This window comes from Rheinheimera sp. (assembly GCF_965283995.1).
In the GTDB taxonomy this organism is placed as follows: Bacteria; Pseudomonadota; Gammaproteobacteria; order Enterobacterales; family Alteromonadaceae; genus Pararheinheimera.
In genome coordinates, this window is the sequence record NZ_CBDIQG010000001.1 from 1159659 (window position 1) to 1182742 (window position 23084).

Annotated in this window: 16 protein-coding genes, 2 tRNA genes and 3 rRNA genes; 6 read left to right on the forward strand and 15 right to left on the reverse strand. The window is 51.2% G+C overall.

From position 1 onward, the window contains the following. Positions 1–28: 28 nt before the first annotated feature. The 4 genes from ACQ66Q_RS05305 to ACQ66Q_RS05320 form a co-directional block, all read right to left on the reverse strand. The gene (locus ACQ66Q_RS05305) at positions 29–562 is read right to left on the reverse strand and encodes a DTW domain-containing protein (RefSeq protein WP_430455836.1); all 534 of its coding nucleotides are present in this window, start codon (positions 560–562) and stop codon (positions 29–31) included. Between the two features lie 4 nt (positions 563–566). Then, the gene (locus ACQ66Q_RS05310) at positions 567–1241 is read right to left on the reverse strand and encodes a DUF2987 domain-containing protein (protein ID WP_430455837.1); all 675 of its coding nucleotides are present in this window, start codon (positions 1239–1241) and stop codon (positions 567–569) included. Next, positions 1228–2100 carry a glucosaminidase domain-containing protein gene (locus ACQ66Q_RS05315; protein WP_430455838.1) on the reverse strand — a complete coding sequence of 291 codons (873 nt, stop codon included), beginning with the start codon at positions 2098–2100 and terminating at the stop codon, positions 1228–1230. The genes ACQ66Q_RS05310 and ACQ66Q_RS05315 overlap by 14 nt, the downstream gene beginning before the upstream one ends. 198 nt (positions 2101–2298) lie before the next feature. After that, positions 2299–2727 carry a lecithin retinol acyltransferase family protein gene (locus ACQ66Q_RS05320; protein WP_430455839.1) on the reverse strand — a complete coding sequence of 143 codons (429 nt, stop codon included), beginning with the start codon at positions 2725–2727 and terminating at the stop codon, positions 2299–2301. Positions 2728–2858: 131 nt separating this feature from the next. Here ACQ66Q_RS05320 and ACQ66Q_RS05325 point away from each other — a divergent pair, with 131 nt between their 5' ends. Next, positions 2859–4076, forward strand: a complete 1218-nt coding sequence (locus ACQ66Q_RS05325; RefSeq protein WP_430455840.1) for a pyridoxal phosphate-dependent aminotransferase — start codon at positions 2859–2861, stop codon at positions 4074–4076. 25 nt (positions 4077–4101) lie between these two features. Then, complete coding sequence (yfbR, locus tag ACQ66Q_RS05330; RefSeq protein WP_377243317.1) at positions 4102–4710, forward strand: 5'-deoxynucleotidase; 609 nt, start codon at positions 4102–4104, stop codon at positions 4708–4710. Positions 4711–4785: 75 nt separating this feature from the next. On the opposite strand, the gene ACQ66Q_RS05335 is transcribed toward yfbR, so the two are convergent. Further along, the gene (locus ACQ66Q_RS05335) at positions 4786–5784 is read right to left on the reverse strand and encodes a cation diffusion facilitator family transporter (protein ID WP_430455841.1); all 999 of its coding nucleotides are present in this window, start codon (positions 5782–5784) and stop codon (positions 4786–4788) included. Positions 5785–5982: 198 nt separating this feature from the next. Between ACQ66Q_RS05335 and ACQ66Q_RS05340 the strand changes: the two genes are divergently transcribed. Next, positions 5983–7110, forward strand: coding sequence for a hypothetical protein (locus ACQ66Q_RS05340; protein WP_430455842.1), 1128 nt, complete (start codon positions 5983–5985; stop codon positions 7108–7110). A 23-nt stretch (positions 7111–7133) separates the two neighbouring features. After that, positions 7134–7805, forward strand: coding sequence for a transglycosylase SLT domain-containing protein (locus tag ACQ66Q_RS05345; protein WP_430455843.1), 672 nt, complete (start codon positions 7134–7136; stop codon positions 7803–7805). Here the strand turns inward: ACQ66Q_RS05345 and ACQ66Q_RS05350 are convergent. The 8 genes from ACQ66Q_RS05350 to ACQ66Q_RS05385 form a co-directional block, all read right to left on the reverse strand. Beyond that, positions 7756–9213 carry an esterase/lipase family protein gene (locus ACQ66Q_RS05350; protein WP_430455844.1) on the reverse strand — a complete coding sequence of 486 codons (1458 nt, stop codon included), beginning with the start codon at positions 9211–9213 and terminating at the stop codon, positions 7756–7758. The genes ACQ66Q_RS05345 and ACQ66Q_RS05350 overlap by 50 nt on opposite strands. An 879-nt stretch (positions 9214–10092) precedes the next feature. After that, positions 10093–10207 (reverse strand): 5S ribosomal RNA (rrf, locus tag ACQ66Q_RS05355). A gap of 82 nt (positions 10208–10289) precedes the next feature. After that, a 23S ribosomal RNA gene (locus tag ACQ66Q_RS05360) occupies positions 10290–13172 on the reverse strand. A 202-nt stretch (positions 13173–13374) separates the two neighbouring features. Continuing rightward, positions 13375–13450 (reverse strand) — tRNA-Ala (locus ACQ66Q_RS05365). 13 nt (positions 13451–13463) lie between these two features. Beyond that, positions 13464–13540 (reverse strand) — tRNA-Ile (locus ACQ66Q_RS05370). Between the two features lie 86 nt (positions 13541–13626). Further along, positions 13627–15151: ribosomal RNA gene (locus tag ACQ66Q_RS05375) — 16S ribosomal RNA — on the reverse strand. The 16S, 23S and 5S rRNA genes sit together here with 2 tRNA genes alongside, the layout of an rRNA operon. Before the next feature lie 545 nt (positions 15152–15696). Beyond that, positions 15697–15984, reverse strand: coding sequence for a DUF6482 family protein (locus tag ACQ66Q_RS05380; RefSeq protein WP_430455845.1), 288 nt, complete (start codon positions 15982–15984; stop codon positions 15697–15699). Between the two features lie 72 nt (positions 15985–16056). Continuing rightward, a complete protein-coding gene (locus tag ACQ66Q_RS05385) occupies positions 16057–17256 on the reverse strand; it encodes a DcaP family trimeric outer membrane transporter (protein WP_430455846.1) in 1200 nt (399 codons plus the stop codon). Between the two features lie 208 nt (positions 17257–17464). On the opposite strand from ACQ66Q_RS05385, the gene acs reads away from it, so the two are divergent. After that, on the forward strand, positions 17465–19414 hold the full coding sequence (acs, locus tag ACQ66Q_RS05390) for an acetate--CoA ligase (RefSeq protein WP_430455847.1): 1950 nt from the start codon (positions 17465–17467) through the stop codon (positions 19412–19414). Between the two features lie 116 nt (positions 19415–19530). Continuing rightward, entirely contained in the window at positions 19531–20208 is a 678-nt protein-coding gene (locus ACQ66Q_RS05395; RefSeq protein ID WP_430455848.1) for a LuxR C-terminal-related transcriptional regulator, read from the forward strand. Here the strand turns inward: ACQ66Q_RS05395 and ACQ66Q_RS05400 are convergent. Together ACQ66Q_RS05400 and ACQ66Q_RS05405 are read right to left on the reverse strand one after the other, a co-directional pair. Further along, positions 20205–21761, reverse strand: coding sequence for an HD-GYP domain-containing protein (locus ACQ66Q_RS05400; RefSeq protein ID WP_430455849.1), 1557 nt, complete (start codon positions 21759–21761; stop codon positions 20205–20207). The two genes, ACQ66Q_RS05395 and ACQ66Q_RS05400, sit on opposite strands and share 4 nt — an antisense overlap. A 244-nt stretch (positions 21762–22005) precedes the next feature. Continuing rightward, positions 22006–23058, reverse strand: coding sequence for an AI-2E family transporter (locus ACQ66Q_RS05405; protein ID WP_430455850.1), 1053 nt, complete (start codon positions 23056–23058; stop codon positions 22006–22008). Positions 23059–23084 lie beyond the last annotated feature (26 nt).

Sequence of the window (23084 nt, forward strand, 5' to 3'; positions counted from 1 at the left end):
TGGCCGACAGAGGTTCTGCTGGGAGCTGTTAGTCCGGCGCGACTACGGCGCCCTGCCGTTGGTTAAAGGCGCTAAAACGTGCATCAAGCGTAGCCGCTTGTGCCACAGCACCAAGATGACGCCACAACAACACAACTAATTCAGCCGTACACCAGCCCTGCTGGCGCTGGTTGCGCCGAAGAAGATAACGCGATGGCGTTGCCGACTGAATTTGCCATTTCGGCAAGTCGTGCAAATAAGGACTTTGGTTATACATTTTCTGCGCTTGTTGCCAGGTGGCATCCAGCAGGATAAAACCGGCGGGCATTGGCAAGTCTGTGCTGACCGGGCAATCAACATCAATCTGCTGTGCAGTGGCTGCCGGATACAGCAGCACATAATCGGAAGCCGCGAGTTGCTGCAATAGCAAAGGATCTGGCGCTTTACGCTGCCAACAAAGCTGTCGGACGGACCAGTCAGCGTGGTCCTGTGTCGTGCTTTGTGGCGCTTCTAGCAGTAAACGGCCGGTATTAGTCGGTCGCTGCAGTTCGGTGCTATGGGTCAGCAGAACCAGTTCAGGCACGGTTTCAGCGCTGTAGCCAAGGCACCAGATATTCAGGTGTTTTGCTGAATGTCACGGCACCAGCCGCTGACTCCGGCAGCCCGGTCAGGTCAACCTGACATTGTTTAGCGGTGCAATTCACACGACTGCGCAGGGTTGCCGGCACATCAGTCACCAGCGCCTCTTCGGCAAACAGCACCGTCACACCGGTCATCTCGGGCAGGAAATATTTGCCAAGACCTGCGAGGTCTTTTAACAAGCCCTGAAACTGCAGATGCGTTTTCTGCAGTTGTGCCAGTTGCAAAGTTTTATCCAGCGGCAACCGGCTACGCAGGCGGAAATTCAAATCACAAGGCACCGCATCAGATTGTTGCTTGAGCAAAATCAACGCTTTGCGGCTATTTAATAATTCATTGTAAGGCAGGATCAACTCGCCATTGGCGGCATAAGTCAGTGGCTCAGAACTGATGTCCGTCGTGATTGCGGCTGAATCAATCACACAGCGTTCGCTGCTGCCGGCTTTTTGCAATAAAAACGATAAGGTTATGTCGCTGTATTCGGCTTTTTCGCTTTTTTTCATCCGCGCATAAAAGCCATCGTAATTAAACACAGTATCGGCATGCACCGGTAACAGTGTCAGCAGCAAACTGCTCAGGATCAGGGATTTCACTCGGTGCAGTTTCAACTTAACTTTGTCCAATTATTTTGCTGGTTGCGATGATCATGGCGCTGATCTCTTCAACATATTGTTGGCCCCGCTCAGAATAACGGGCCAGACCCGCAGCGAGCTTTTCAGCCGCAACATGACCATCCTGCGCCCGCACTTTGGCACGGATGGCGCGTAATTCTTCGTAGACATAAAATGTATTGAGGTTATAGAAGTAGGCATTCACACTTTCAGCGGCGTGCGCAAACACGGCCACTTCATGATATTTGCCCTGACCGCGTTTGGATGGCACCACGCCACAGCCGGTTTTAAAACACCACTGGCCAAAAAAGTTATAGCCTTCCGTGGTAAAGCGGCTACTGCCCCAGCCGGACTCTTTCGCGGCCTGTGTTAACACCAGACTGACCGGCAACACATCAACCCGGGCTAACAGCTCACGGACGCCGTCTAAATCAGCGTCCATCATATCAATTTTGAATTCGTCAAACAGACTGTAGATAAAAGCGTATTCTTCGACAGTCAGCTGTTGTTGCTGCTGCAATTTGCCGGCTAATTCGTCGATTTGAGACCGCAATTTCAGGATCCGGGCGTTTTCGCGTTCGATGTAAGGTGTCAGATAGGCAAAAAACGCTTTTTTCCGGCTGTCGGTATCTTTAATCGCAGAGAAATCCGGAACTGGTTTTAACTCCGGCATCAGATCGGGATAAGTCAGGCGGGACAGCAATTTCAACTGATCTTCCGACTCGAGTGCAGATAGTTTGCTTGGCATCTGCCAGTCGGCCAGTTGTTGTGCTTCAGCACGCGGATCAGCCTGCATAAAGGGATAAACCGCAGCACAGCCCACCAATAAGGTGGCCAGGCCGAGGCCGCTCAGTTTAAGCAAGTTGTTCATCGGTAGTTCCTCGTCTTTACGGGTCTGACCAGAAAAAAACTCTGGTAACAGGCGCCTGCGCATAACAACGCAATTTACAAAGCACTGACGCAAAGGGGGCGTATTCTAGCTGCTTCCGACGCTTTTTTCGACTAAAAATTCCGTAAAGTGCGGTTTAAAAAACTTTGGTAATTTTTATCCCATTGTTTTTATTATGTTTTACCTAAAACGCTTCGGCTCTGATTGGACAGTTTTAAACAGGATTTGATGCCCTAACTGCTGCTCCAACACCTGGCGTAAATCAAAAAAACTAGTGACTGGCCAATGCCGGCCACTGAGACAATTACAGCAAAACCGGTGGCAGTTATTACTGATCAGGTCATAGGTTTGGTAGGTAAAAATCTGACTGGCGGCGCGTTCAGCAGCGGCCATATTCCCGAGTGGTTTACCGCGACTGTCGCAGGCCACCATCAGCTCTTCGCCACTGCGGTTGTCCATAAAGCGCGCCACCGAAACACTGCGGACCAGCCCGGTCCCTTGCAGCTCGACAATCTGACCTTCACCAATGTAGATGCCGGTATGTTCAAACAGGTGGAAAATCTCACACACCACCAGGGCGCCGAGTGGAACTTCTGACAATTTAACCATCCAGACTCCCGAATGCTGGTTTTTTCTGGCAGTATGGAGATGGATGCATTTGCACGCTATTACAAGGTGTAAGCAAACACGACCAAACACATTATTTAGACTCATCCTACGGAGGCTGTAAAGTAAGGGTTATGAAACCAATTGAGCGATCGAAAAAGTTAGATGGAGTTTGTTATGACATTCGCGGCCCGGTAGCACGCGAAGCGAAACGGATGGAAGAAGAAGGCCATCGCATTTTAAAGCTCAATATCGGTAATCCCGCCCCTTTCGGTTTTGAGGCGCCGGATGAGATCCTCAAGCATGTGATCCATAACCTGCCGACTGCGCAAGGTTACAGCGATTCTCAGGGCATTTACCCGGCCCGGGTCGCAGTGGCGCAGTATTACCAGTCGCGCGGCATTCGTGGTGCCGACGCGGACGACGTCTACATCGGTAACGGTGTCTCTGAACTGATTCTGATGGCGCTGCAAGGCTTGCTGAACAATGGCGACGAGGTGCTGATCCCGTCACCGGATTATCCACTGTGGACCGCTGCCGTGAATCTGGCCGGTGGCAAGGCAGTGCATTATCGCTGTGACGAATTGGCCGACTGGTATCCGGATACAGCCGACATCCGCGCCAAAATTACGTCCAATACCAAAGCGATTGTGCTGATTAACCCGAATAACCCAACCGGTGCGGTCTACAACGATGCGCTGTTGCTGGATATTCTGAGCATCGCGCGCGAACATGGTCTGGTCGTACTCAGCGACGAAATCTACGACAAAATTCTGTACGACGGCGCCACGCATACACCAACGGCTTCATTAGCCGATGATTTGGTCGTGCTGACCTTTGGTGGTCTGTCGAAAAACTACCGCATTGCCGGTTTCCGGGTTGGCTGGTTGTTTATCTCCGGCGCCAAACAGCGCGCGCGGCAATATGTGGAAGGCTTAAATATCCTGGCGTCGATGCGCCTGTGTGCCAACGTGCCGGTGCAACATGCTGTCCAAACTGCATTAGGCGGCTATCAGAGCATCAATGAACTGGTGGTTCCCGGCGGTCGCTTATACGACCAGATGGATGTCGCACACCGTCTGGTCAATGAAATTGACGGTCTGAGCTGCGTAAGACCAAAAGGGGCGATGTATCTGTTCCCGAAAATTGATCGGAAAAAATTCCCGATCAAAGACGACGAACTGATGGTGTTGGATTTCCTGCGTCAGCATAAAGTGCTGCTGGTGCATGGCCGCGCCTTTAACTGGCCGGAACCAGACCACTTCCGCATTGTGCTGCTGCCGCACAAAGAAGTGCTGGAACAGGCGATCGGTAAGCTGGCGCAGTTCCTGCCCAGCTACCATCAGCTTTGATTAACACGCGTGACAGGAGTGATGGATGACCAGCCATAGCCATTTTTTCGCCCATCTGTTTCGGATGAAGCTGATTAACCGCTGGCCGCTGATGCGTAACATCAACACTGAAAACGTGGCCGAACACAGCCATCAGGTCGCACTGGTGGCGCATATGCTGGCGGTGATTGAACGGCAGTACTTCGGCGGTGATTTGGACCCGGAACGGGTTGCGACACTGGCGTTGTTCCATGACGCCAGTGAAGTGCTGACCGGAGATTTACCAACGCCGGTCAAGTATTTCAATCCGCAAATTGCCGACGAATACAAAAAGATTGAAGCCATCGCCGAGCAAAAACTGCTATCGATGCTGCCGCCTGAGTTACAAAGCGTCTATCGCGACTATCTACTCGGTGAATGTTATAGCCCGGCCGAAAAGCTGTTGGTCAAAGCGGCGGATAATCTGTGCGCCTACTTAAAAACGCTGGAAGAGATCACCGCCGGCAATCGTGAATTTACCATCGCCCGCCGCCGGCTGGAGAAAATGCTCGCCGCCGCGCAGTCGCCGGCAGTGCAGTACTTTCTGGATACCTTTGTACCCAGCTTCGCGTTATCGCTCGATGAGATCAGTCTGGAGCAAGAAGGTTTGTTGTAAGGCTGGTCGAGTGAAGGTTGGATCGCAGGGCACTTCGGTGCCCTGCTTTATTTCTGCCTGAGGCTGGCGCTCGGATTAATGCCGGTGCGGATCCCGTGCGCCGTGCTGCTGGCCGCACTTTTGATGGTCGTGGTCGTGGTCGTGGTCGTGGTCGTGGTCGTGGTCGTGCACAGCATGGGCTGAGACTGACCCTTTGTCATCCCGGCACAGTTCGGCCGGCCCTTCGAATTCAACCGTGGTGTGCGCCAGCTGATGCGGTGCTAACACCAGCCGGACTTCTTCTTTGTAGTGGCTCAGCTGATGGCTGTCTGCATTGTCTTTTAACCGCAAGTGGACCGTCAGCACGTGCTGCTCGCCGTCCAATGACCACAAATGCAGATGATGCGCACTGTCGACGAATGGTAAAGCGGTCATCGCCTGTTCCAGTGTCGCCGTCAGTGCTGCGTCGGGCGTGACCTGCAGAAACAGGGCAATGGTCCGTTTCAGACTGCGCCAGACATTCAGCAGGATAAATAAAGTAAACCCAATCGACAGCAGCGGATCAAGAAAAGCCCAGCCGGTGAAATAAATCAGTACGCTGCCAACCAGAACCACTGCCCAGCCCAGCACGTCTTCGAGCAAATGCCAGCTGAGAACCTGTTCGTTTTGCGTTTTGCCATGCTTCAGCTTCAGTACGGCCGCACCATTGACCAGCACACCAAGCACAGCGAGCGCGATCATGCCGGGCGCATGCGGTAACACCGGCTCCCACAAGCGCGGGATCGCGGTAATTAACACCAGCACAGAACCGACAACTAACACCACGCCGGTCACCAGCGCACTTAATAACGACCAACGCCGGTAACCATAACTGTAACGGCTATTTGCCTCTTTCCCGGCGATTTTACTAGCTGCCCAGGCAAAACCAATCGCCAGGCTATCACCAAGGTCATGCACCGCATCGGCCAGGATCGCTACGCTGTTCGTCAGCAAACCGCCGACTATTTCAATCAGCGTAAAACTGAAGTTGAGCCAAAAGGCAGTAGCGATGTTCTGACTTTCATGCTGATGATGATGGTGGTGGTCGTGCGGCATTCCATTCTCCGGTGCGGATCACTGCAGCCTGTGATAGGCAGGTGCAGCGTAATAGCAGTCACGATAAAAGCTGCCTTAGCGGAACACAAGTAAATTTGCCTGTCATTTCAGCAATTAAACCGCGATAGGCTGTATCTGACTTGAGCACTGGCGTTCACTGCGTTAGTCTGCAGCCAATCTATTAAAGCGAGTGTTGTTATGTCAGGTTTTGTCGGGCGCATCGGAACGGTGTTAATTGGTAGCGTCTTTGCCTTGTATCCGTTATCTGCAGCGCAGGCATCTGCCAAATTTACGCCACAGCAACCGCAATTCGTCGCCGGACAATGGCCGGATCGCAGTACCGACCTGTGTCAGGTGGCCACCGAAACGCTGAAATACATCGATAAAGGCCAGAGTTATGACCCGGTGGCGATCCACGGCGGTAAAATCCCGGGCGCGACAGTGCCTGTTGCAGACATTCGTGCCACCCTGCTTTATATCTGCCAAATCGCCAACGAAGACCAAGCGGCCGGTCGCAAGTCACGACTGACAGATCCGAACTTTGTACGGCAGCATTTCAGTTTTGTCCGCTGGATGCCGGATCAGGCTGGTGCCGCCAAACTGTCGAAAAACAAACCTTTACTGCAAAATCTGCCTGCGGACAAAATTCTGCAAACTAAGTATTTTGTCAAAATTGCGGATGGCAGCCCGGTTAAAACCGCAGAAAAAAATCAGGCGCTTTATGGGTTACCTTTTGATGAGGCCAAACTTGACCTCGCGACCGCCGATGCGCTGGGCAAGCAAATCACGCGTTTTCAATTGGGTAAGCAGGATATAGTCCGAGGCGCGCTGGAAAAAACACCACTGCGAGCACCCGTTTTGTTTTGGCTGAGCCGTGAAGGCCTCGAAGGCGCACTACTGCAGGGCACGGCGGTCGTGCCGTCAGGTCAGGGTTATCGCTATTATAATGTGCATCGTACTAATGGCATTCCATATGACCGCACCAAAACCCCGGAGCAACAACAACGGTATTGGTACTTCAAACAAGTTCAAAGCGTGTTGGGTTACGGTAAAGACGCCGATTACAAAATTCCGATTAAACCGGAAGTAACAGTGGCCGGCGATATTCCACAGCTTGGCTTAGGGAAGTTGATTCTGTTAGCGACACCCGAGGCCGGTGTGATGCACTATCGACTGACGATCCTGGCCGACACTGGGGGTGCTTTTGCCAATAATCTGTTTCAACTAGACTGGTTAAGCGGTTATTATCGGGGCTGGCCGGATTATTTCGCGGCCAATAAACACCGTGGTGATTACAGCCAGGCTTATCTGTTACTGAAAAAATAACTGAACCGGAGACCCGACTGCCGATGCAGCCGCGCTATGTTTTTTTGCTGATTTTATGCCTGATGGGGTTTGCACCAGCCTGTTTCGCCTCGCTGGATTATGCTGCCTGGGCGCAGAAAAATCAGGACGGTAGCTGGACCAGAGCCGCCGAATCGGCGGTTGCCAGTTCTCCGCTGATCCGCTTAAATCCTACCGATATTACACAATTTTGCCCCAATTACCCGAAGTTAGCCAAACCTGAACGACGCAAATTCTGGGTCGGTTTGTTATCGGCGATGAGCAAACCCGAAAGCAATTTTAAGCCAGAAGCGACTTACCGCGAGCGTTTTCGTGACGGCAAAGGCAAGCCTGTCGTCTCACGCGGATTACTGCAAATTTCCATCGAAAGTGCCAATCAGAAACGTTATGACTGTGATATCCGGCACCCGGCACTATTACATGATCCAGTAATTAACCTGGCTTGTGGTGTGCGTATTTTATCAAAGTGGGTCAGCACTGATGGCGTCATCGCGAGTCGTAGCACAGAACAACATCAGGGTGGCGGCCGTTATTGGTCAACACTGCGGGCCCACAATGGCAAAGTAAGTGCCATTGCCGAATTCACCCGCAACCTGCCCTTCTGTGGGCCACGCCAACAACAACGCTTTAATGGGATCCGTCTGCGTCCAGGCGCTGGCGCAACTGCGCCAAAATAAAGGCAATAGCTTCCGGGCTCTGATACGAATCATGTTGTGATGGTACGATGATCTGTGCCGCTGACCGCGGCTCGTGGGCACTGAAAAATGGCACCACCGAATCAGATAGGCGAGCGCAGGCACCCTCATCGTAGCAATAAGGTTTATCGTCACTCCCCACCACCGAATAGACTGGTCTTTGATAGGGCAAAGTCGCTATTTTGCGTAGCAGCGGATGTTGTGGTGATAACACCTGCACACTATTGGGCCCACCATCTGCCAAATAAGGCTGCATTTGCGGCGTGACAGTTTCCAACCGGATGCGCTGAAACAACTTGCGATTCAGCTTTGCGAACATGTCCGGGATCGTAATCAATTTGCTCGCCAATCGGCTGTACCAGGCCTCAGCGATATCAGCCCCATGATGCGGGGTGTCCAAAAAGAACACCGAATCAACATCTTGCCGCGCCTGAAATAAAAATACATCGCGATAGCGCTGCAGATCTGTATCCTTCCCTGGCCAAGATTCTGGCCGAAATAAAAAGGTTTCATCCCACAGCGCCATGCCACTGTCGATGATAAAAGTCTTGGCGATAATGCCGCCCATGCTATGCCCAATCACCACCATTGGCATCTTGTCTGATAAACCAACGCGTTGCTGTAGCTGGTTTCGCATCTGATCAACATCATGTCGTAAGCGCATCGCATTAAAGAATGGCGGCGCGCCGCTTGGATAAAACGCATGCCAAACCTGATAATGGGCAGATAATTGTGGGTCACGATAAATTGCATGGCTGACCTTGAGCCAAATCATCGGGCTGGAGTTCAGGCCGTGGATCATCAATATGGGCCTGCGATCTGGCCGGATCGGACCAGGACTAAAGATGCCAAATTCATAACCCGGTTTGTTACCATCCAGTAACGCAGAGAATGCTGACTGGTCGATCCGGGCATCCCTCAATAGCAAAAGCGTCGCACTTGCCGGGTCATAACTCAGCGGTACCAGCCGGCCGGCAAGCGGAACCCGCTGCGGCGCGGTCAGATAATGGCCTTTTAGACTGATTGTCAGATCATTATTGACGAGTTTCATTGCCTCGAGTGTCACAGTCACACTGCGAAATATACCTTCTCGCGGATAATACTGGTCAAATTGCGCCCGACTATGTCTACGCTCCGCCACCATTGCAACACCATAGGCATCAGGCGCTGGTAAGGGCGGCTGATAATAGACATCTTCGAACTTGAGCTGCTGCACCGGGGTGTAGCGGCTAAACGTCATCCCATGCTCATCAGCCGGAAGTTCTAATTTGAGGCGGTAGCCTTGACCTTGGAGTTGCCATTGACCGTCCACCAGATGATGCAGCACCAATTGATTGAGCGCCGACTGCTGTTCACGCAATAATCGTTGAAACTGCTCAGCATTCGTCACCGGCTTTTGGAATGCCTGATGAGTACAAAAAAGTGTGTATAGCGGCTCTGCGTTGATTGCATCTGAAAGCATACATGGATGGTCTGGGGCGACAGACATGCGCTGCTTCAAAGCCGACGTCAATCCGATGTCTTGCTCCGGCCCTGGCAACAGACCAACCGGACTCTGTTGACAGCCGGTTATACCAAAGACGAACACCAAGACCATGCTGGTTCGATTCAGGAAAATACGCATGAATTCAGCAATCTGTAAAAGCAGTACACCTTTATGCCATAAGCCTGTGTGAACGACCAGAGTTCAGATACGGAATCAACAGAATCTTCTTGTTCCAAGCTTTGTGTTTTGTTGATACAACACGGCATCTGAATCTTTCTGGCATAAAATGGCAAGAGCCTCAATTTTCCGACTGAAGCTTTCTCGTTTATTGGAAACCCTTGATTTCTCTCGCAGAGCTCGGGATTGTTCACCGAGTGACGGGCAATCGCGTAAAAAACTGTTTGCGCCCCTTAAGTCAACATAGCGGCTTCGTGGGAGTCTGCACCCTCGCGGAGCTTCGGGTGTGCTCAATCGGCGTGAAGCCAAATTGTTGGCTTCACGAATTCCCGATTTCGCTGTACTACCTCGCATGGGATTGTCCTGCTCGGGCAATATTCCGTCAGGATGCCATAAAGCAAAAAGGCCCACTCGACTGAGTGGGCCTTTTGGCTTTATTGGGAGCCTTCATATCCCTCGCAGAGCTCGGGATTGTTCCGTCGGAAGAACGCCAAACTGTTGGCGTTCTTAAATCCCGCCGTCACTGTACTACTCTGCGCTCAGTAAACCGCCGGATTCTAAATACAAAAAACCCCGCTCTCTGAGCGGGGTTCTTTTGTATTGGGAGCCTGGCGGTGTACTACTCTCGCATGGCAACTGCCACACTACCATCGTCGCAGCTGCGTTTCACTTCTGAGTTCGGAATGGATTCAGGTGGTTCCACAGCGCTATTGCCACCAGGCAAAAACTGTTTGTCTGTCTTTAACTAAGTAAGCTGATCATTCGTTTCACAACAACACGCGCTAAAACAACTTGGGCGTTGTATGGTTAAGCCTCTCGGGCAATTAGTATGAGTTAGCTTAACGTGTCACCACGCTTCCACACCTCACCTATCAACGTTGTGGTCTCCAACGACCCTTATGTGTGCTCAAGGCACAAGGGATGACTCATCTCTTGGCCGGCTTCCCGCTTAGATGCTTTCAGCGGTTATCCGTTCCGAACGTAGCTACCGGGCAGTGCCATTGGCATGACAACCCGAACACCAGCGGTTCGTTCACTCCGGTCCTCTCGTACTAGGAGCAACTCCAATCAATCATCCAACGCCCACGGCAGATAGGGACCGAACTGTCTCACGACGTTCTAAACCCAGCTCGCGTACCACTTTAAATGGCGAACAGCCATACCCTTGGGACCGACTTCAGCCCCAGGATGTGATGAGCCGACATCGAGGTGCCAAACACCGCCGTCGATATGAACTCTTGGGCGGTATCAGCCTGTTATCCCCGGAGTACCTTTTATCCGTTGAGCGATGGCCCTTCCATACAGAACCACCGGATCACTAAGACCTACTTTCGTACCTGCTCGACGTGTCTGTCTCGCAGTTAAGCTGGCTTCTGCCTTTGCACTAACCGTACGATGTCCGACCGTACTTAGCCAACCTTCGTGCTCCTCCGTTACTCTTTAGGAGGAGACCGCCCCAGTCAAACTACCCACCAGACACTGTCCGCAGTCCCGATTAGGGACCTACGTTAGAACATCAAACATACAAGGGTGGTATTTCAAGGACGACTCCATCAGAACTGGCGTTCCAACTTCATAGTCTCCCACCTATCCTACACATGTAGGGTCAATGTTCAGTGCCAAGCTATAGTAAAGGTTCACGGGGTCTTTCCGTCTAGCCGCGGGTATACGGCATCTTCACCGCAATTTCAATTTCACTGAGTCTCTGGTGGAGACAGCCTGGCCATCATTACACCATTCGTGCAGGTCGGAACTTACCCGACAAGGAATTTCGCTACCTTAGGACCGTTATAGTTACGGCCGCCGTTTACCGGGGCTTCGATCAAGAGCTTCGCTTGCGCTAACCCCATCAATTAACCTTCCGGCACCGGGCAGGTGTCACACCCTATACGTCCTCTCTCGAGTTTGCAGAGTGCTGTGTTTTTAATAAACAGTTGCAGCCAGCTGGTCACTGCGACTCTCCGATGCTTACAGAGCAAGTCTTTCACATTAGAGAGCGTACCTTCTCCCGAAGTTACGGTACTATTTTGCCTAGTTCCTTCACCAGAGTTCTCTCAAGCGCCTTGGTATTCTCTACCTGACCACCTGTGTCGGTTTCGAGTACGGTCAACAGTACCTGAAGCTTAGAGGCTTTTCCTGGAAGCGTAGCATCAGCAACTTCACCACCGTGGTGGCTCGTCTCGTATCTCAGCATTAAGGAACCGGATTTACCTAATCCCTCTGCCTACGTACTTTCACATGGACTACCAACGCCATGCTTGCCTAGCTTTCTCCGTCCCCCCATCGCAGTACTGTCGGTACGGGAATATTAACCCGTTTCCCATCGACTACGGCTTTCGCCCTCGCCTTAGGGGCCGACTTACCCTACCCTGATTAGCATGGGATAGGAACCCTTGGTCTTCCGGCGGGGGAGTTTTTCACTCCCCTTATCGTTACTTATGTCAGCATTCGCACTTCTGATACCTCCAGCAGACTTCACAATCTACCTTCGCAGGCTTACAGAACGCTCCTCTACCACTTGCACATAATGCAAGTCCACAGCTTCGGTGCATGGTTTGAGCCCCGTTACATCTTCCGCGCAGGCCGACTCGACTAGTGAGCTATTACGCTTTCTTTAAAGGGTGGCTGCTTCTAAGCCAACCTCCTAGCTGTCTATGCCTTCCCACATCGTTTTCCACTTAACCATGACTTTGGGACCTTAGCTGGTGGTCTGGGTTGTTTCCCTTTTCACGGCGGACGTTAGCACCCGTCGTGTGTCTCCCGAGTAGTACTCATTGGTATTCGGAGTTTGCAAAGGGTTGGTAAGTCGGGATGACCCCCTAGCCTTAACAGTGCTCTACCCCCAATGGTATTCGCTCGAGGCGCTACCTAAATAGCTTTCGAGGAGAACCAGATATCTCCCGGCTTGATTAGCCTTTCACCCCTATCCACACGTCATCCCCTAATTTTTCAACATTAGTGGGTTCGGTCCTCCAGTTAGTGTTACCCAACCTTCAACCTGCACATGGATAGATCGCCGGGTTTCGGGTCTACGCCTTGCAACTATTCGCCCAGTTAAGACTCGGTTTCCCTACGGCTCCCCTATTCGGTTAACCTCGCTACAAAACGTAAGTCGCTGACCCATTATACAAAAGGTACGCAGTCACCCCACAAGGAGGCTCCCACTGCTTGTACGTACACGGTTTCAGGTTCTATTTCACTCCCCTAACAGGGGTTCTTTTCGCCTTTCCCTCACGGTACTGGTTCACTATCGGTCAGTCAGGAGTATTTAGCCTTGGAGGATGGTCCCCCCATGTTCAAACAGGATGTCTCGTGTCCCGTCCTACTCGTTTTCATTCATAACAACGCTTCGTGTACGGGGCTATCACCCTGTATCGCTCATATTTCCAGATGATTCCACTGCATTGCTATCAACTTAAGGGCTAGCCCCCTTTCGCTCGCCGCTACTAAGGGGATCTCGGTTGATTTCTTTTCCTCGGGGTACTTAGATGTTTCAGTTCTCCCGGTTCGCCTCGTATGACTATGTATTCATCATACGATAGTGTGTAAACACACTGGGTTTCCCCATTCGGACATCTGTGAGTCTAACGTCTCTTACCGACTTCTCACAGCTTTTCGCAGGTTAGCACGTCCTTCATCGCCTCTGACTGCCAAGGCATCCACCGTGTACGCTTAGTCACTTAACCATACAACCCCAAATTGTCTTCGGTTCGTATGTTGTTGTGAGTAAGGTTCACAATAAAATTGTTGACCTTATTTATTACTTTCTATCAGCTTACCTAATTGTTAAAGAGCAGTATGAGCGTAAAGCTCAAATCACAACACACCGTGGTGCATTCTGATTTGAACTCAAACAGTTGTTTTCTTCGCTTATGATTTCACAAGGAATGGTGGAGTTAAGCGGGATCGAACCGCTGACCTCCTGCGTGCAAGGCAGGCGCTCTCCCAGCTGAGCTATAACCCCATACAGGCGATATTGGTTGGTCTGAGTAGACTCGAACTACCGACCTCACCCTTATCAGGGGTGCGCTCTAACCACCTGAGCTACAGACCAGCCGTAACCGCAATGGGTCTTACTGTTTGCTCTACATGACAATCAATCATCTGTGTGGACACTTCGTTAAATCTGTTCGCTTTTGGTAAGGAGGTGATCCAACCCCAGGTTCCCCTAGGGTTACCTTGTTACGACTTCACCCCAGTCATGAATCACAAAGTGGTAAGCGCCCTCCCGAAGGTTAAGCTACCTACTTCTTTTGCAACCCACTCCCATGGTGTGACGGGCGGTGTGTACAAGGCCCGGGAACGTATTCACCGCAACATTCTGATTTGCGATTACTAGCGATTCCGACTTCACGCAGTCGAGTTGCAGACTGCGATCCGGACTACGATATGCTTTAAGAGATCCGCTCACTGTCGCCAGCTTGCCTCCCTCTGTACATACCATTGTAGCACGTGTGTAGCCCTACTCGTAAGGGCCATGATGACTTGACGTCGTCCCCACCTTCCTCCGGTTTATCACCGGCAGTCTCCCTAGAGTTCCCGACATAACTCGCTGGCAACTAAGGATAAGGGTTGCGCTCGTTGCGGGACTTAACCCAACATTTCACAACACGAGCTGACGACAGCCATGCAGCACCTGTCTTACAGTTCCCGAAGGCACCAAAGCATCTCTGCTAAGTTCTGTAGATGTCAAGAGTAGGTAAGGTTCTTCGCGTTGCGTCGAATTAAACCACATGCTCCACCGCTTGTGCGGGCCCCCGTCAATTCATTTGAGTTTTAATCTTGCGACCGTACTCCCCAGGCGGTCTACTTAATGCGTTAGCTGCGCTACTCACGGTACAAGACCACGAACAGCTAGTAGACATCGTTTACGGCGTGGACTACCAGGGTATCTAATCCTGTTTGCTCCCCACGCTTTCGCACCTGAGCGTCAGTGTTGTGCCAGGGGGCCGCCTTCGCCACTGGTATTCCTCCAAATCTCTACGCATTTCACCGCTACACTTGGAATTCTACCCCCCTCTCACACACTCTAGTTTTCCAGTTTCAAATGCAATTCCCAGGTTGAGCCCGGGGCTTTCACATCTGACTTAAAAAACCGCCTACGTGCGCTTTACGCCCAGTAATTCCGATTAACGCTTGCACCCTCTGTATTACCGCGGCTGCTGGCACAGAGTTAGCCGGTGCTTCTTCTGCGAGTAACGTCAAAATTAGCAGCTATTAACTACTAACCCTTCCTCCTCGCTGAAAGTGCTTTACAACCCGAAGGCCTTCTTCACACACGCGGCATGGCTGGATCAGGCTTGCGCCCATTGTCCAATATTCCCCACTGCTGCCTCCCGTAGGAGTCTGGACCGTGTCTCAGTTCCAGTGTGGCTGATCATCCTCTCAAACCAGCTAGGGATCGTCGCCTTGGTGAGCCATTACCCCACCAACTAGCTAATCCCACGTAGGCGCATCCGATAGCATGTGGCCCGAAGGTCCCACACTTTGGTCCGTAGACATTATGCGGTATTAACAGTCGTTTCCAACTGGTATCCCCCTCTATCGGGTAGCTTCCTACGCATTACTCACCCGTCCGCCGCTAGGTCCGAAAACCCCGCTCGACTTGCATGTGTTAGGCCTGCCGCCAGCGTTCAATCTGAGCCATGATCAAACTCTTCAATTAAAAGTTTTTTGCTACCGAAGTAGCTGCTCAGTTTACTGACTAAATAAATTGACTATATAGTCACTCAACTGAAGATTTTATTCGTATCATGCGATACATCTTCAACGAGTGCCCACACAGATGATTGATTGCTAATTGTTAAAGAGCGTGCTTCGACTTCGAAGCGGGAGGCGTATCTTACACTTCCCAGATTTTAAGTCAAGCAGAGAAATTTACTATTTAAATAAACTACTCTGCTCAACCTACTTACTTGCCTCACTTGCGATTTCGAGGCTTTCACCCCAACCTCGCTGCGAGGCGGCCATTTTAGTCAGTTTTTAATTCGTGTCAAGCGTCTTTTTATCGACTATTTTTCACTTTTCAAACTCACCCGGCGTTTCGCGTTTCGCTTCACCCCGTCGGCATGGCGCGCATTATAGGTCGTTTTAAATCTCGCGCAAGCAGTTCACGCAGAAAAAACAAGGAAAACGAATCGTCCGCCGCTTTTTCAGACGATCCGTTTATTCTTCACACAATTAGGCCCCGCTAACAGGCAATAAAATATCCTAGATAGGCACAATTAGACGATTATCGACCTTATCGCCCTGCCCAATCATTTCGTCATAGGCAGATGCATGCACCAAAAACGCTTCCTTTATAGTAGCGGACGACAGTTGCTGCTTTACCTGGCTCACGCTATAGAACGGTCGCGGTTTATTGTTCTCACCAATGATGTACCCGTTACGGCCATCAAAATCGACTTCAGCCAGATAAACGCCCATTTCAAATGAATGGACAGTCAGCTTATCAATCACGACATCCTGAAAGTTTAAGTGTTCTAATCGATGCGTCATACAAACCTCCTGTGAATCTGGGGGTCTGTACGGCGTGACTAGCTATATAGATCTGTTGATATCAGCTGTATCTTAGAAATCGTATTTCGCTGAGAACTGAATGCGGTTCAGGTCACCGTCTAAATCCGACTCCAGTACGCGCGTTGCATGTCGCACTTCGACACCGACGGATACCTTGCTGGCCAGTTGGTAAATCAGGTTCGCACTATAACTGGATGTGCTTTCTGTTTGTGCCAGACCGGTGAGGTCTGTTGGATTGTCAATCTGCTGTGCAGAGTAAAAGAAGCTTGAACGCAATTTATCATTCCAGGAGTGCTTGTATGCCAGCGTATAACCGATACTACTAATTGCTTCTAACGCGCCCGCTTTGGTCAGCACCGCATCATTGCCGGTATTCAGGCTAAGGTAACGGCCAAGCCCATCACCGTAAGTGACAGCAAAACGGATGTCATCAGTTTTAGATACATTGATTTTACCGCTGAACGACAGGCCATACCCTGGTACGGAATCATCGACCAGACCTTGCTGCATCGACAGCTGCCGGCTTAAGGCTGACACCGTTAACCCGCCCCAGTCTGCGGCATGGTTATAGCGTACCACCAGATCCGGCAAAGAATTGTCGTCGGTCACTATGCGATTGCCGCCACCATTCGGAGTCACTGTCGTTTCAGGATTCTCTACGGCAAACACCCAACCGCCAGTGGTGTACCGCACCTGTGCCTGGCGCACGAATACAGTACCATCGGTCGTGCCGACAAAATCCAGACTATCAGGCAACGCATTGGTATCCATAAAGGTGGTCCAGGTTTGTCCAAACAACCAACCGTCATAAGTTAAGAATGCATGACGGATCTCGGGCGCATAGCCGTTGCTGACACGCTGGTCACCCGTTCCCGTCGTTGCCATCATGTCAAATTCAAAACGTCCGGTAACTTTTTTACCATTTTCCAGCATGGTCTCACTACCGATAAAGAAGCGGGATTGACGTGCATGCATGTCCCAGGTCGCTGACTCACCGGCGCCACCAACTGGGGTAAGGCTTGGGACATAAAACTCGCGACCAATCCCCGTGGCGATTTGACCGTCTGAAGTATCAGTCCACAGCGCATCCAGTTTGAGATACCCGCCGATATTGATTTCGGTCGTATCACCGACTTTGAAACCTGCGACTGCGCTTTGGCTGTATGCCGCCATGCATAATGCAACAGCCATGGCTGTCCGCGTGATAGTAAGCCGGCTGGTGTGACCTTGTGTGGGCAGATTTTGTTGCATAGTTGTACTCCGCTACCTTGTCTGTTGATCTGTTGTGGTTTTAATGCCACTGCAAATCTGGTAGACGGACACAAATTGCTCAATTAGCCATTAGTCGTAAACGTGGGTACTTCTAGACTAATGTCTAATTTGCCCTGACGGGTAGTTTCGGTAGAACTGGATCATCAAAGAACATCAGGCGCAAAGCGCCACACGGGGAAGACGAACCATGACACATCAATCTGTATATCCGGTCCCGGCATCAGCCAAAGAGCGGACCTGGGCGGACAACGACACTTATCTGCAAATGTACCGGGCCTCGCTGGATAACCCAACCGCATTCTGGGCTGAGCACGGTAAACGTATTGATTGGTTCAAGCCTTTCACTCAAGTCAAAGATACCAGCTTTGCGCTCGGCGAAGTCCATGTGAACTGGTTCAGTGACGGTACCCTGAACGCCAGCTACAACTGTCTGGATCGTCATCTGCCGGAAAAGGCCAATCAAGTGGCCTATTACTGGGAGGGTGACGAACCCGGTGTACAAAAAGCGGTGACCTATCAGGAACTGTACGACGAGGTCTGCCAGCTGGCGAACGGCATGCGCGCGCTTGGAGTTGGTAAAGGTGATCGCGTCACTGTATATCTGCCAATGATCCCACAGGCGGCGGTTGCGCTATTAGCTTGCGCCCGGATTGGCGCTATTCACTCCGTCGTTTTCGCTGGTTTTTCGCCGGATGCTTTAGGTAGCCGGATTGTTGATTGTGATTCGAAACTGGTCATTACCGCAGATCAGGCGTTACGCGGCGCGCGCATGACGGCGCTGAAGGATAATACCGACCAGGCCATCGCGCACTTAGGCAAAGCCAATCCGGTTAAACATGTCATCGTTGTGAAACACGTCGGCCAGAACATTGACGAACACCCGGGCCGCGACGTTTGGTATCACGAGTTACTGGCAGCGCAGCCGAAGCACTGCGAACCGGAAGCGATGAACGCTGAAGATCCGCTGTTTATCCTTTATACCTCAGGCTCCACCGGTAAACCAAAAGGTGTGTTACATACCACCGGCGGCTATATGGTTTGGGCATCGATGACCCACCAATATGTGTTTGATTACCATCCTGGGGACATCTATTGGTGTGCTGCCGACGTCGGCTGGGTCACCGGCCACACATATATAGTGTATGGTCCTTTGGCAAACGGCGCGACCAGCGTGATGTTTGAAGGGGTGCCAACCTATCCAAGCGTCAAACGTATTGCCCAAATTGTCGATAAGTACCAGGTCAATATCCTCTACACTGCGCCAACAGCTATTCGTGCACTGATGGCACATGGCACTGCGCCTGTTGACGGCAGCAGCCTGACGTCACTGAAAGTGCTGGGTAGCGTGGGCGAACCAATCAATCCGGAAGCATGGCATTGGTACCATGACAATGTCGGTAAAGGTCGCTGCCCGATCGTCGACACTTGGTGGCAAACTGAAACCGGTGGTGTATTGATCACACCTTTACCTGGTGCAACCGCATTAAAACCAGGTTCTGCGACTCGCCCATTTTTTGGTGTACAGCCGGCAATTGTCGATAACGAAGGTAATCTGCTTGAAGGTACCTGTGAAGGTAATCTGGTGCTGCTGGATAGCTGGCCAGGTCAGATGCGTTCTGTCTATGGTGACCATGAACGATTCGAACAAACGTATTTCTCGACATATAAAGGCATGTACTTCACTGGTGATGGTGCCAAGCGTGATGATGACGGCTATTACTGGCTGACAGGTCGTGTCGATGACGTATTAAACGTCTCAGGTCACCGTCTCGGAACGGCCGAAATCGAAAGTTGTCTGGTGGCGCATGAAGCTATTGCCGAAGCGGCTGTGGTGGGTTACCCGCATGACCTCAAAGGTCAGGGTATTTATGTGTTTATCGCCCCTCGCGTCGGTGTAGAGCCAAGCGATGAACTGACCAAAGCCGTGCGGGATTGGGTGCGCAGGGAGATTTCTCCGATAGCTTCGCCGGATCTGATCCAGTGGGCGCCGGGTTTACCGAAAACCCGCTCGGGCAAAATTATGCGCCGTATTCTGCGGAAAATTGCCGCCAATGAGCATGATTCGTTGGGGGATATCTCGACACTGGCGGATCCGTCTGTAGTTGAGCATTTGATTAATAATCGTCTCAACAAGTAGCCAACAGGTAAGGCCATAATCTGTAAGGGATTATGGCCTCTGTTTGCCATGGACAGACTGGCACAGACTGGTTAAGCTGGAACTGGATACATATCTTCTCTGTCCGAGGGCACCTGATGACCAAATTAATTGTCGCCGACGACCACCCACTGTTTCGCAATGCGCTGATTAACGCGATTGGCAATCTCATCACGGTTGAAGCCACAATCGAAACCGATTGTTTTGACGCGACAGTACAGGCATTGGAACAACATCCGGACGCCGATCTGTTGTTACTCGATTTGCATATGCCAGGGAACTGCGGTTTTCTTGGTTTAATTCAATTGCGTAAGACCTTTCCGACCATGCCAATTGTCGTGATCTCCGCCAGTGATGACCTTGATGTGATCCGTCGGGTGATGAACTTCGGTGCATCGGCTTATATCCCGAAATCGGCGCATCCATTGGAAATTGGCAATGCGCTGAATACTGTCCTGAACGGTGAGTTGTGGTTGCCGGAGAAATATCAGCATTTATTCAAAGCGGATCCGCAACAGCATGATGATTCAGACTTGGCTTCCCGGGTCGCACAACTGACACAACAACAATATAAAGTGTTGTATTACCTGACCGAAGGCTGGCTGAATAAACAAATCGCTTATGATTTACACATTTCTGAAGCTACGGTCAAAGCGCATATGACGGCTATTTTCCGCAAACTAGGCGTTACCAACCGGACCCAGGTTGTTATTCAAGCACAGCGCCTGCAACTGGAAACACCGGCAGATCGCGATTTGTCCCGACATCCCGGCTAAGACAAACCGGGGATAGCACTGTGGTCGACCTCGTCAATTTGCTCAGCGGCCAGAAACTCATGGGCAAACGTCAGATAAACCTTTTGCTCCACAAAAATGCGGAATAAATCCGCGTCAATGTGCTGTTCTTTTGCCATAAAACCTAAGATCCGCAAAGACTCGGACAGCGTTTTCGCTTTTTTGTACGGCCGGTCTGATGCCGTTAAGGCTTCAAAAATATCGGCAATCGCCATAATTCTGGCCTGCACTGACATTTGTTCTTTTTTTAATCCGCGGGGATAACCGGTCCCATCCATTTTTTCATGGTGGCCACCAGCATATTCCGGCACGTTGCGTAGATGTTTTGGGAAAGGCAACGATTCCAGCATTTCGATAGTGATATCAATGTGCCGATTAATGACGCGTCGTTCTTCGGGATTCAAGGTGCCACGCTCTATACATAAGTTGCTGACTTCCGCCGGTGTCAGCACCGACTGCTCAACTCCTGCAATGACAATATGGTACCGGGCAGCGATATCGCGCACCCGCTTTTGCAGTTCCCACGACATAAACTCGCCGCCAATATTGCTGTGTTGCAAAAACTTCAAATCAACCCGTAGTTGATCCAACATCTCTTCACGGCTGGTTTGATCCAGCGACTGATCCAGCAATATATCGCGTTTGGCAATTTCAAAACGGGTCTCTACTAAAGCAATGTTGTCATGTAACCCATGTAGCTTAGTGGCTTTATCCATCACATATTCCGGCGTCGCGATTTTGCCGCAATCATGTAACCAGGCTGCCACTGATAACTCATGTACATCCGCGTCGCTCATCACAAAATCAGCCAGCGGACCTTCGCGGGTTTCAGTACATGCCTGTGCCAACAGCATCGTGATCGCCGGCACCCGCCGGCAATGACCACCGGTGTAAGGTGATTTTTCATCGATGGCTTTAGCGAGCAATCTGCTGAGGGCGCCAAACAGTTCTTCCAAATCCAGCACCAGCTGTTTATTGGTCAGCACCATCGCCGCCATAGAGGACAACGCAATCACCAGACGCTGGGTCTCAGCTGAAAATGCCTGCACCTGACCGGCACTATCGAGACAGTTAATCAACTGCAGCACCCCGGTCACATCGCCCTGATGATCCAGCAGTGGTACTGTCAGCATCGATTGCGTGCGATAGCCCAGCTGCTGGTCAAATTCCCGGGCTTTTTGCTGGTTGACCAGTGGACTCAGATACACGTCATCAATGACGATAGGTTGTTTTTGCACAGCAGCCAGCGCCACAACGGCACTGTCATTTGGTTTTCTGGCGATATATAACGGAATTGGCGCCAATGCCGGACTCTGTCCTGAGCTTCCGCCCTGGTGTAAACCCAGACTGCGATTGAATAAAGTGGCAAACTCGAGGCTGTTGTCACTGGTCAGACGGTAAATAGTGCCACCATCAGCCTGGCTAATGTGCTGGGCACTTTGCAGAATTTGTTCGAGCAGTATGGTTCGGTCTGTTTGCCGGGCCAGCGCCAAGCCTATATTGACAAAGTGTTCTAACTGCTCAAGATTTTCCACTGACTTCGTCCTTGTACTTGATTTTCAGCGATGGTTACCGCTGAGTATAGTCAGATAATATTTGTTCAATGCAAGCGGTGAATAACAAAATTCCGCTTGTCGTCAGCACCAACGATTTGCCCTGCCCCCGGCGAATCAATGAGCACAATGGCAACCTCAACCGGGCTGGCTGCCTGTCACAGCGTCAGCCAAGCTCAGCTTGCCAGAGCGTTTTCTGGCGAAGATCCGTCACTTGTGCCGGTACTCAGGATGACGAACGTTGGTTAAACTCGGTCATGAAAATTTGCCAGAACACCATAAATAGCGCTGCGACCAATGGCCCCAAGACAAAACCGTTGATGCCAAACAGACTGATGCCGCCGATCGTGGAAAACAACACCACATAATCCGGCAGCTTAGTATCGCGTCCGACTAATAATGGCCGCAGCATGTTATCTGCCAGACCGATCACTGTAGCGCCATAAACCATCAACACGGTGGCCTGCTGCCATTGTCCGGTTGCATACAGATAAAGTGCGACCGGCAACCAGACCAGCGCCGCGCCAATGGCCGGCAACAAACTTAAAAAAGTCATCACGACGCCCCACAGCACTGGCGCAGGAATATCTAACAGATAAAAAATGATGCCGCCAAGGGTGCCCTGTACCAGCGCCACCACCAGATTGCCTTTCACCGTCGCGCGGGTTACTTCAGCAAATTTAGCAAATAACAGATGTTCGCGTTCGTCGCCAAGTGGCAACGCTTCAACCAGCAAATGCAGCAATTTAGGGCCGTCACGCAACAGAAAAAATGCCAGATACAACATCAACGCAATATTCAGAAACAGGCCGGCGGCATTCTGGCCTATTGCCAGCATTTCACTGGCCAGAACTTTGCTGGTGGTCATCGCAAAATCGCTTAATTTTTGCCGCAGGTTATCCGTATTGATGCCGAAATCATGCAGGGTTGAAACCACAGCCGGAAACGCTGATTTAACCGCATCAATCATTTTTGCCGGATCCACTTCACCGCTTTGCAAACGGTCGTAGAAACTGATGCCTTCCTGCACAAATGACGCACCGATAGCCAACAGCGGTAAGACCACCACCAGCACTGAACACAGCAGTGTCACTAACGCCATTCGGCCACGCCGGGCTGATACGTGCACTAACAACCACTGTTGCAGCGGATAAAAAATCACACTGAGTGCACAGGCCCAAAATACTGCGCCCCATAATGGTTCCAGCACCCAGCCGAAGGCTAACGTCACGACAACCAACATCAGCAGAAAAAATCGGCTTTCCAGTTCGGCACGCATGCAAATCTCCTTGTTGTATCTCCCTG

Excerpts from the sequence above, each read along its gene's own strand:
- ACQ66Q_RS05315 (WP_430455838.1), bottom strand. The coding sequence starts at position 2,100 with ATGAACAACTTGCTTAAACTGAGCGGCCTCGGCCTGGCCACCTTATTG.
- ACQ66Q_RS05320 (WP_430455839.1), bottom strand. The coding sequence starts at position 2,727 with ATGGTTAAATTGTCAGAAGTTCCACTCGGCGCCCTGGTGGTGTGTGAG.
- ACQ66Q_RS05325 (WP_430455840.1), top strand. The coding sequence starts at position 2,859 with ATGAAACCAATTGAGCGATCGAAAAAGTTAGATGGAGTTTGTTATGAC.
- yfbR (WP_377243317.1), top strand. The coding sequence starts at position 4,102 with ATGACCAGCCATAGCCATTTTTTCGCCCATCTGTTTCGGATGAAGCTG.
- ACQ66Q_RS05335 (WP_430455841.1), bottom strand. The coding sequence starts at position 5,784 with ATGCCGCACGACCACCACCATCATCATCAGCATGAAAGTCAGAACATC.
- ACQ66Q_RS05340 (WP_430455842.1), top strand. The coding sequence starts at position 5,983 with ATGTCAGGTTTTGTCGGGCGCATCGGAACGGTGTTAATTGGTAGCGTC.
- ACQ66Q_RS05345 (WP_430455843.1), top strand. The coding sequence starts at position 7,134 with ATGCAGCCGCGCTATGTTTTTTTGCTGATTTTATGCCTGATGGGGTTT.
- ACQ66Q_RS05380 (WP_430455845.1), bottom strand. The coding sequence starts at position 15,984 with ATGACGCATCGATTAGAACACTTAAACTTTCAGGATGTCGTGATTGAT.
- ACQ66Q_RS05385 (WP_430455846.1), bottom strand. The coding sequence starts at position 17,256 with ATGCAACAAAATCTGCCCACACAAGGTCACACCAGCCGGCTTACTATC.
- acs (WP_430455847.1), top strand. The coding sequence starts at position 17,465 with ATGACACATCAATCTGTATATCCGGTCCCGGCATCAGCCAAAGAGCGG.
- ACQ66Q_RS05395 (WP_430455848.1), top strand. The coding sequence starts at position 19,531 with ATGACCAAATTAATTGTCGCCGACGACCACCCACTGTTTCGCAATGCG.
- ACQ66Q_RS05405 (WP_430455850.1), bottom strand. The coding sequence starts at position 23,058 with ATGCGTGCCGAACTGGAAAGCCGATTTTTTCTGCTGATGTTGGTTGTC.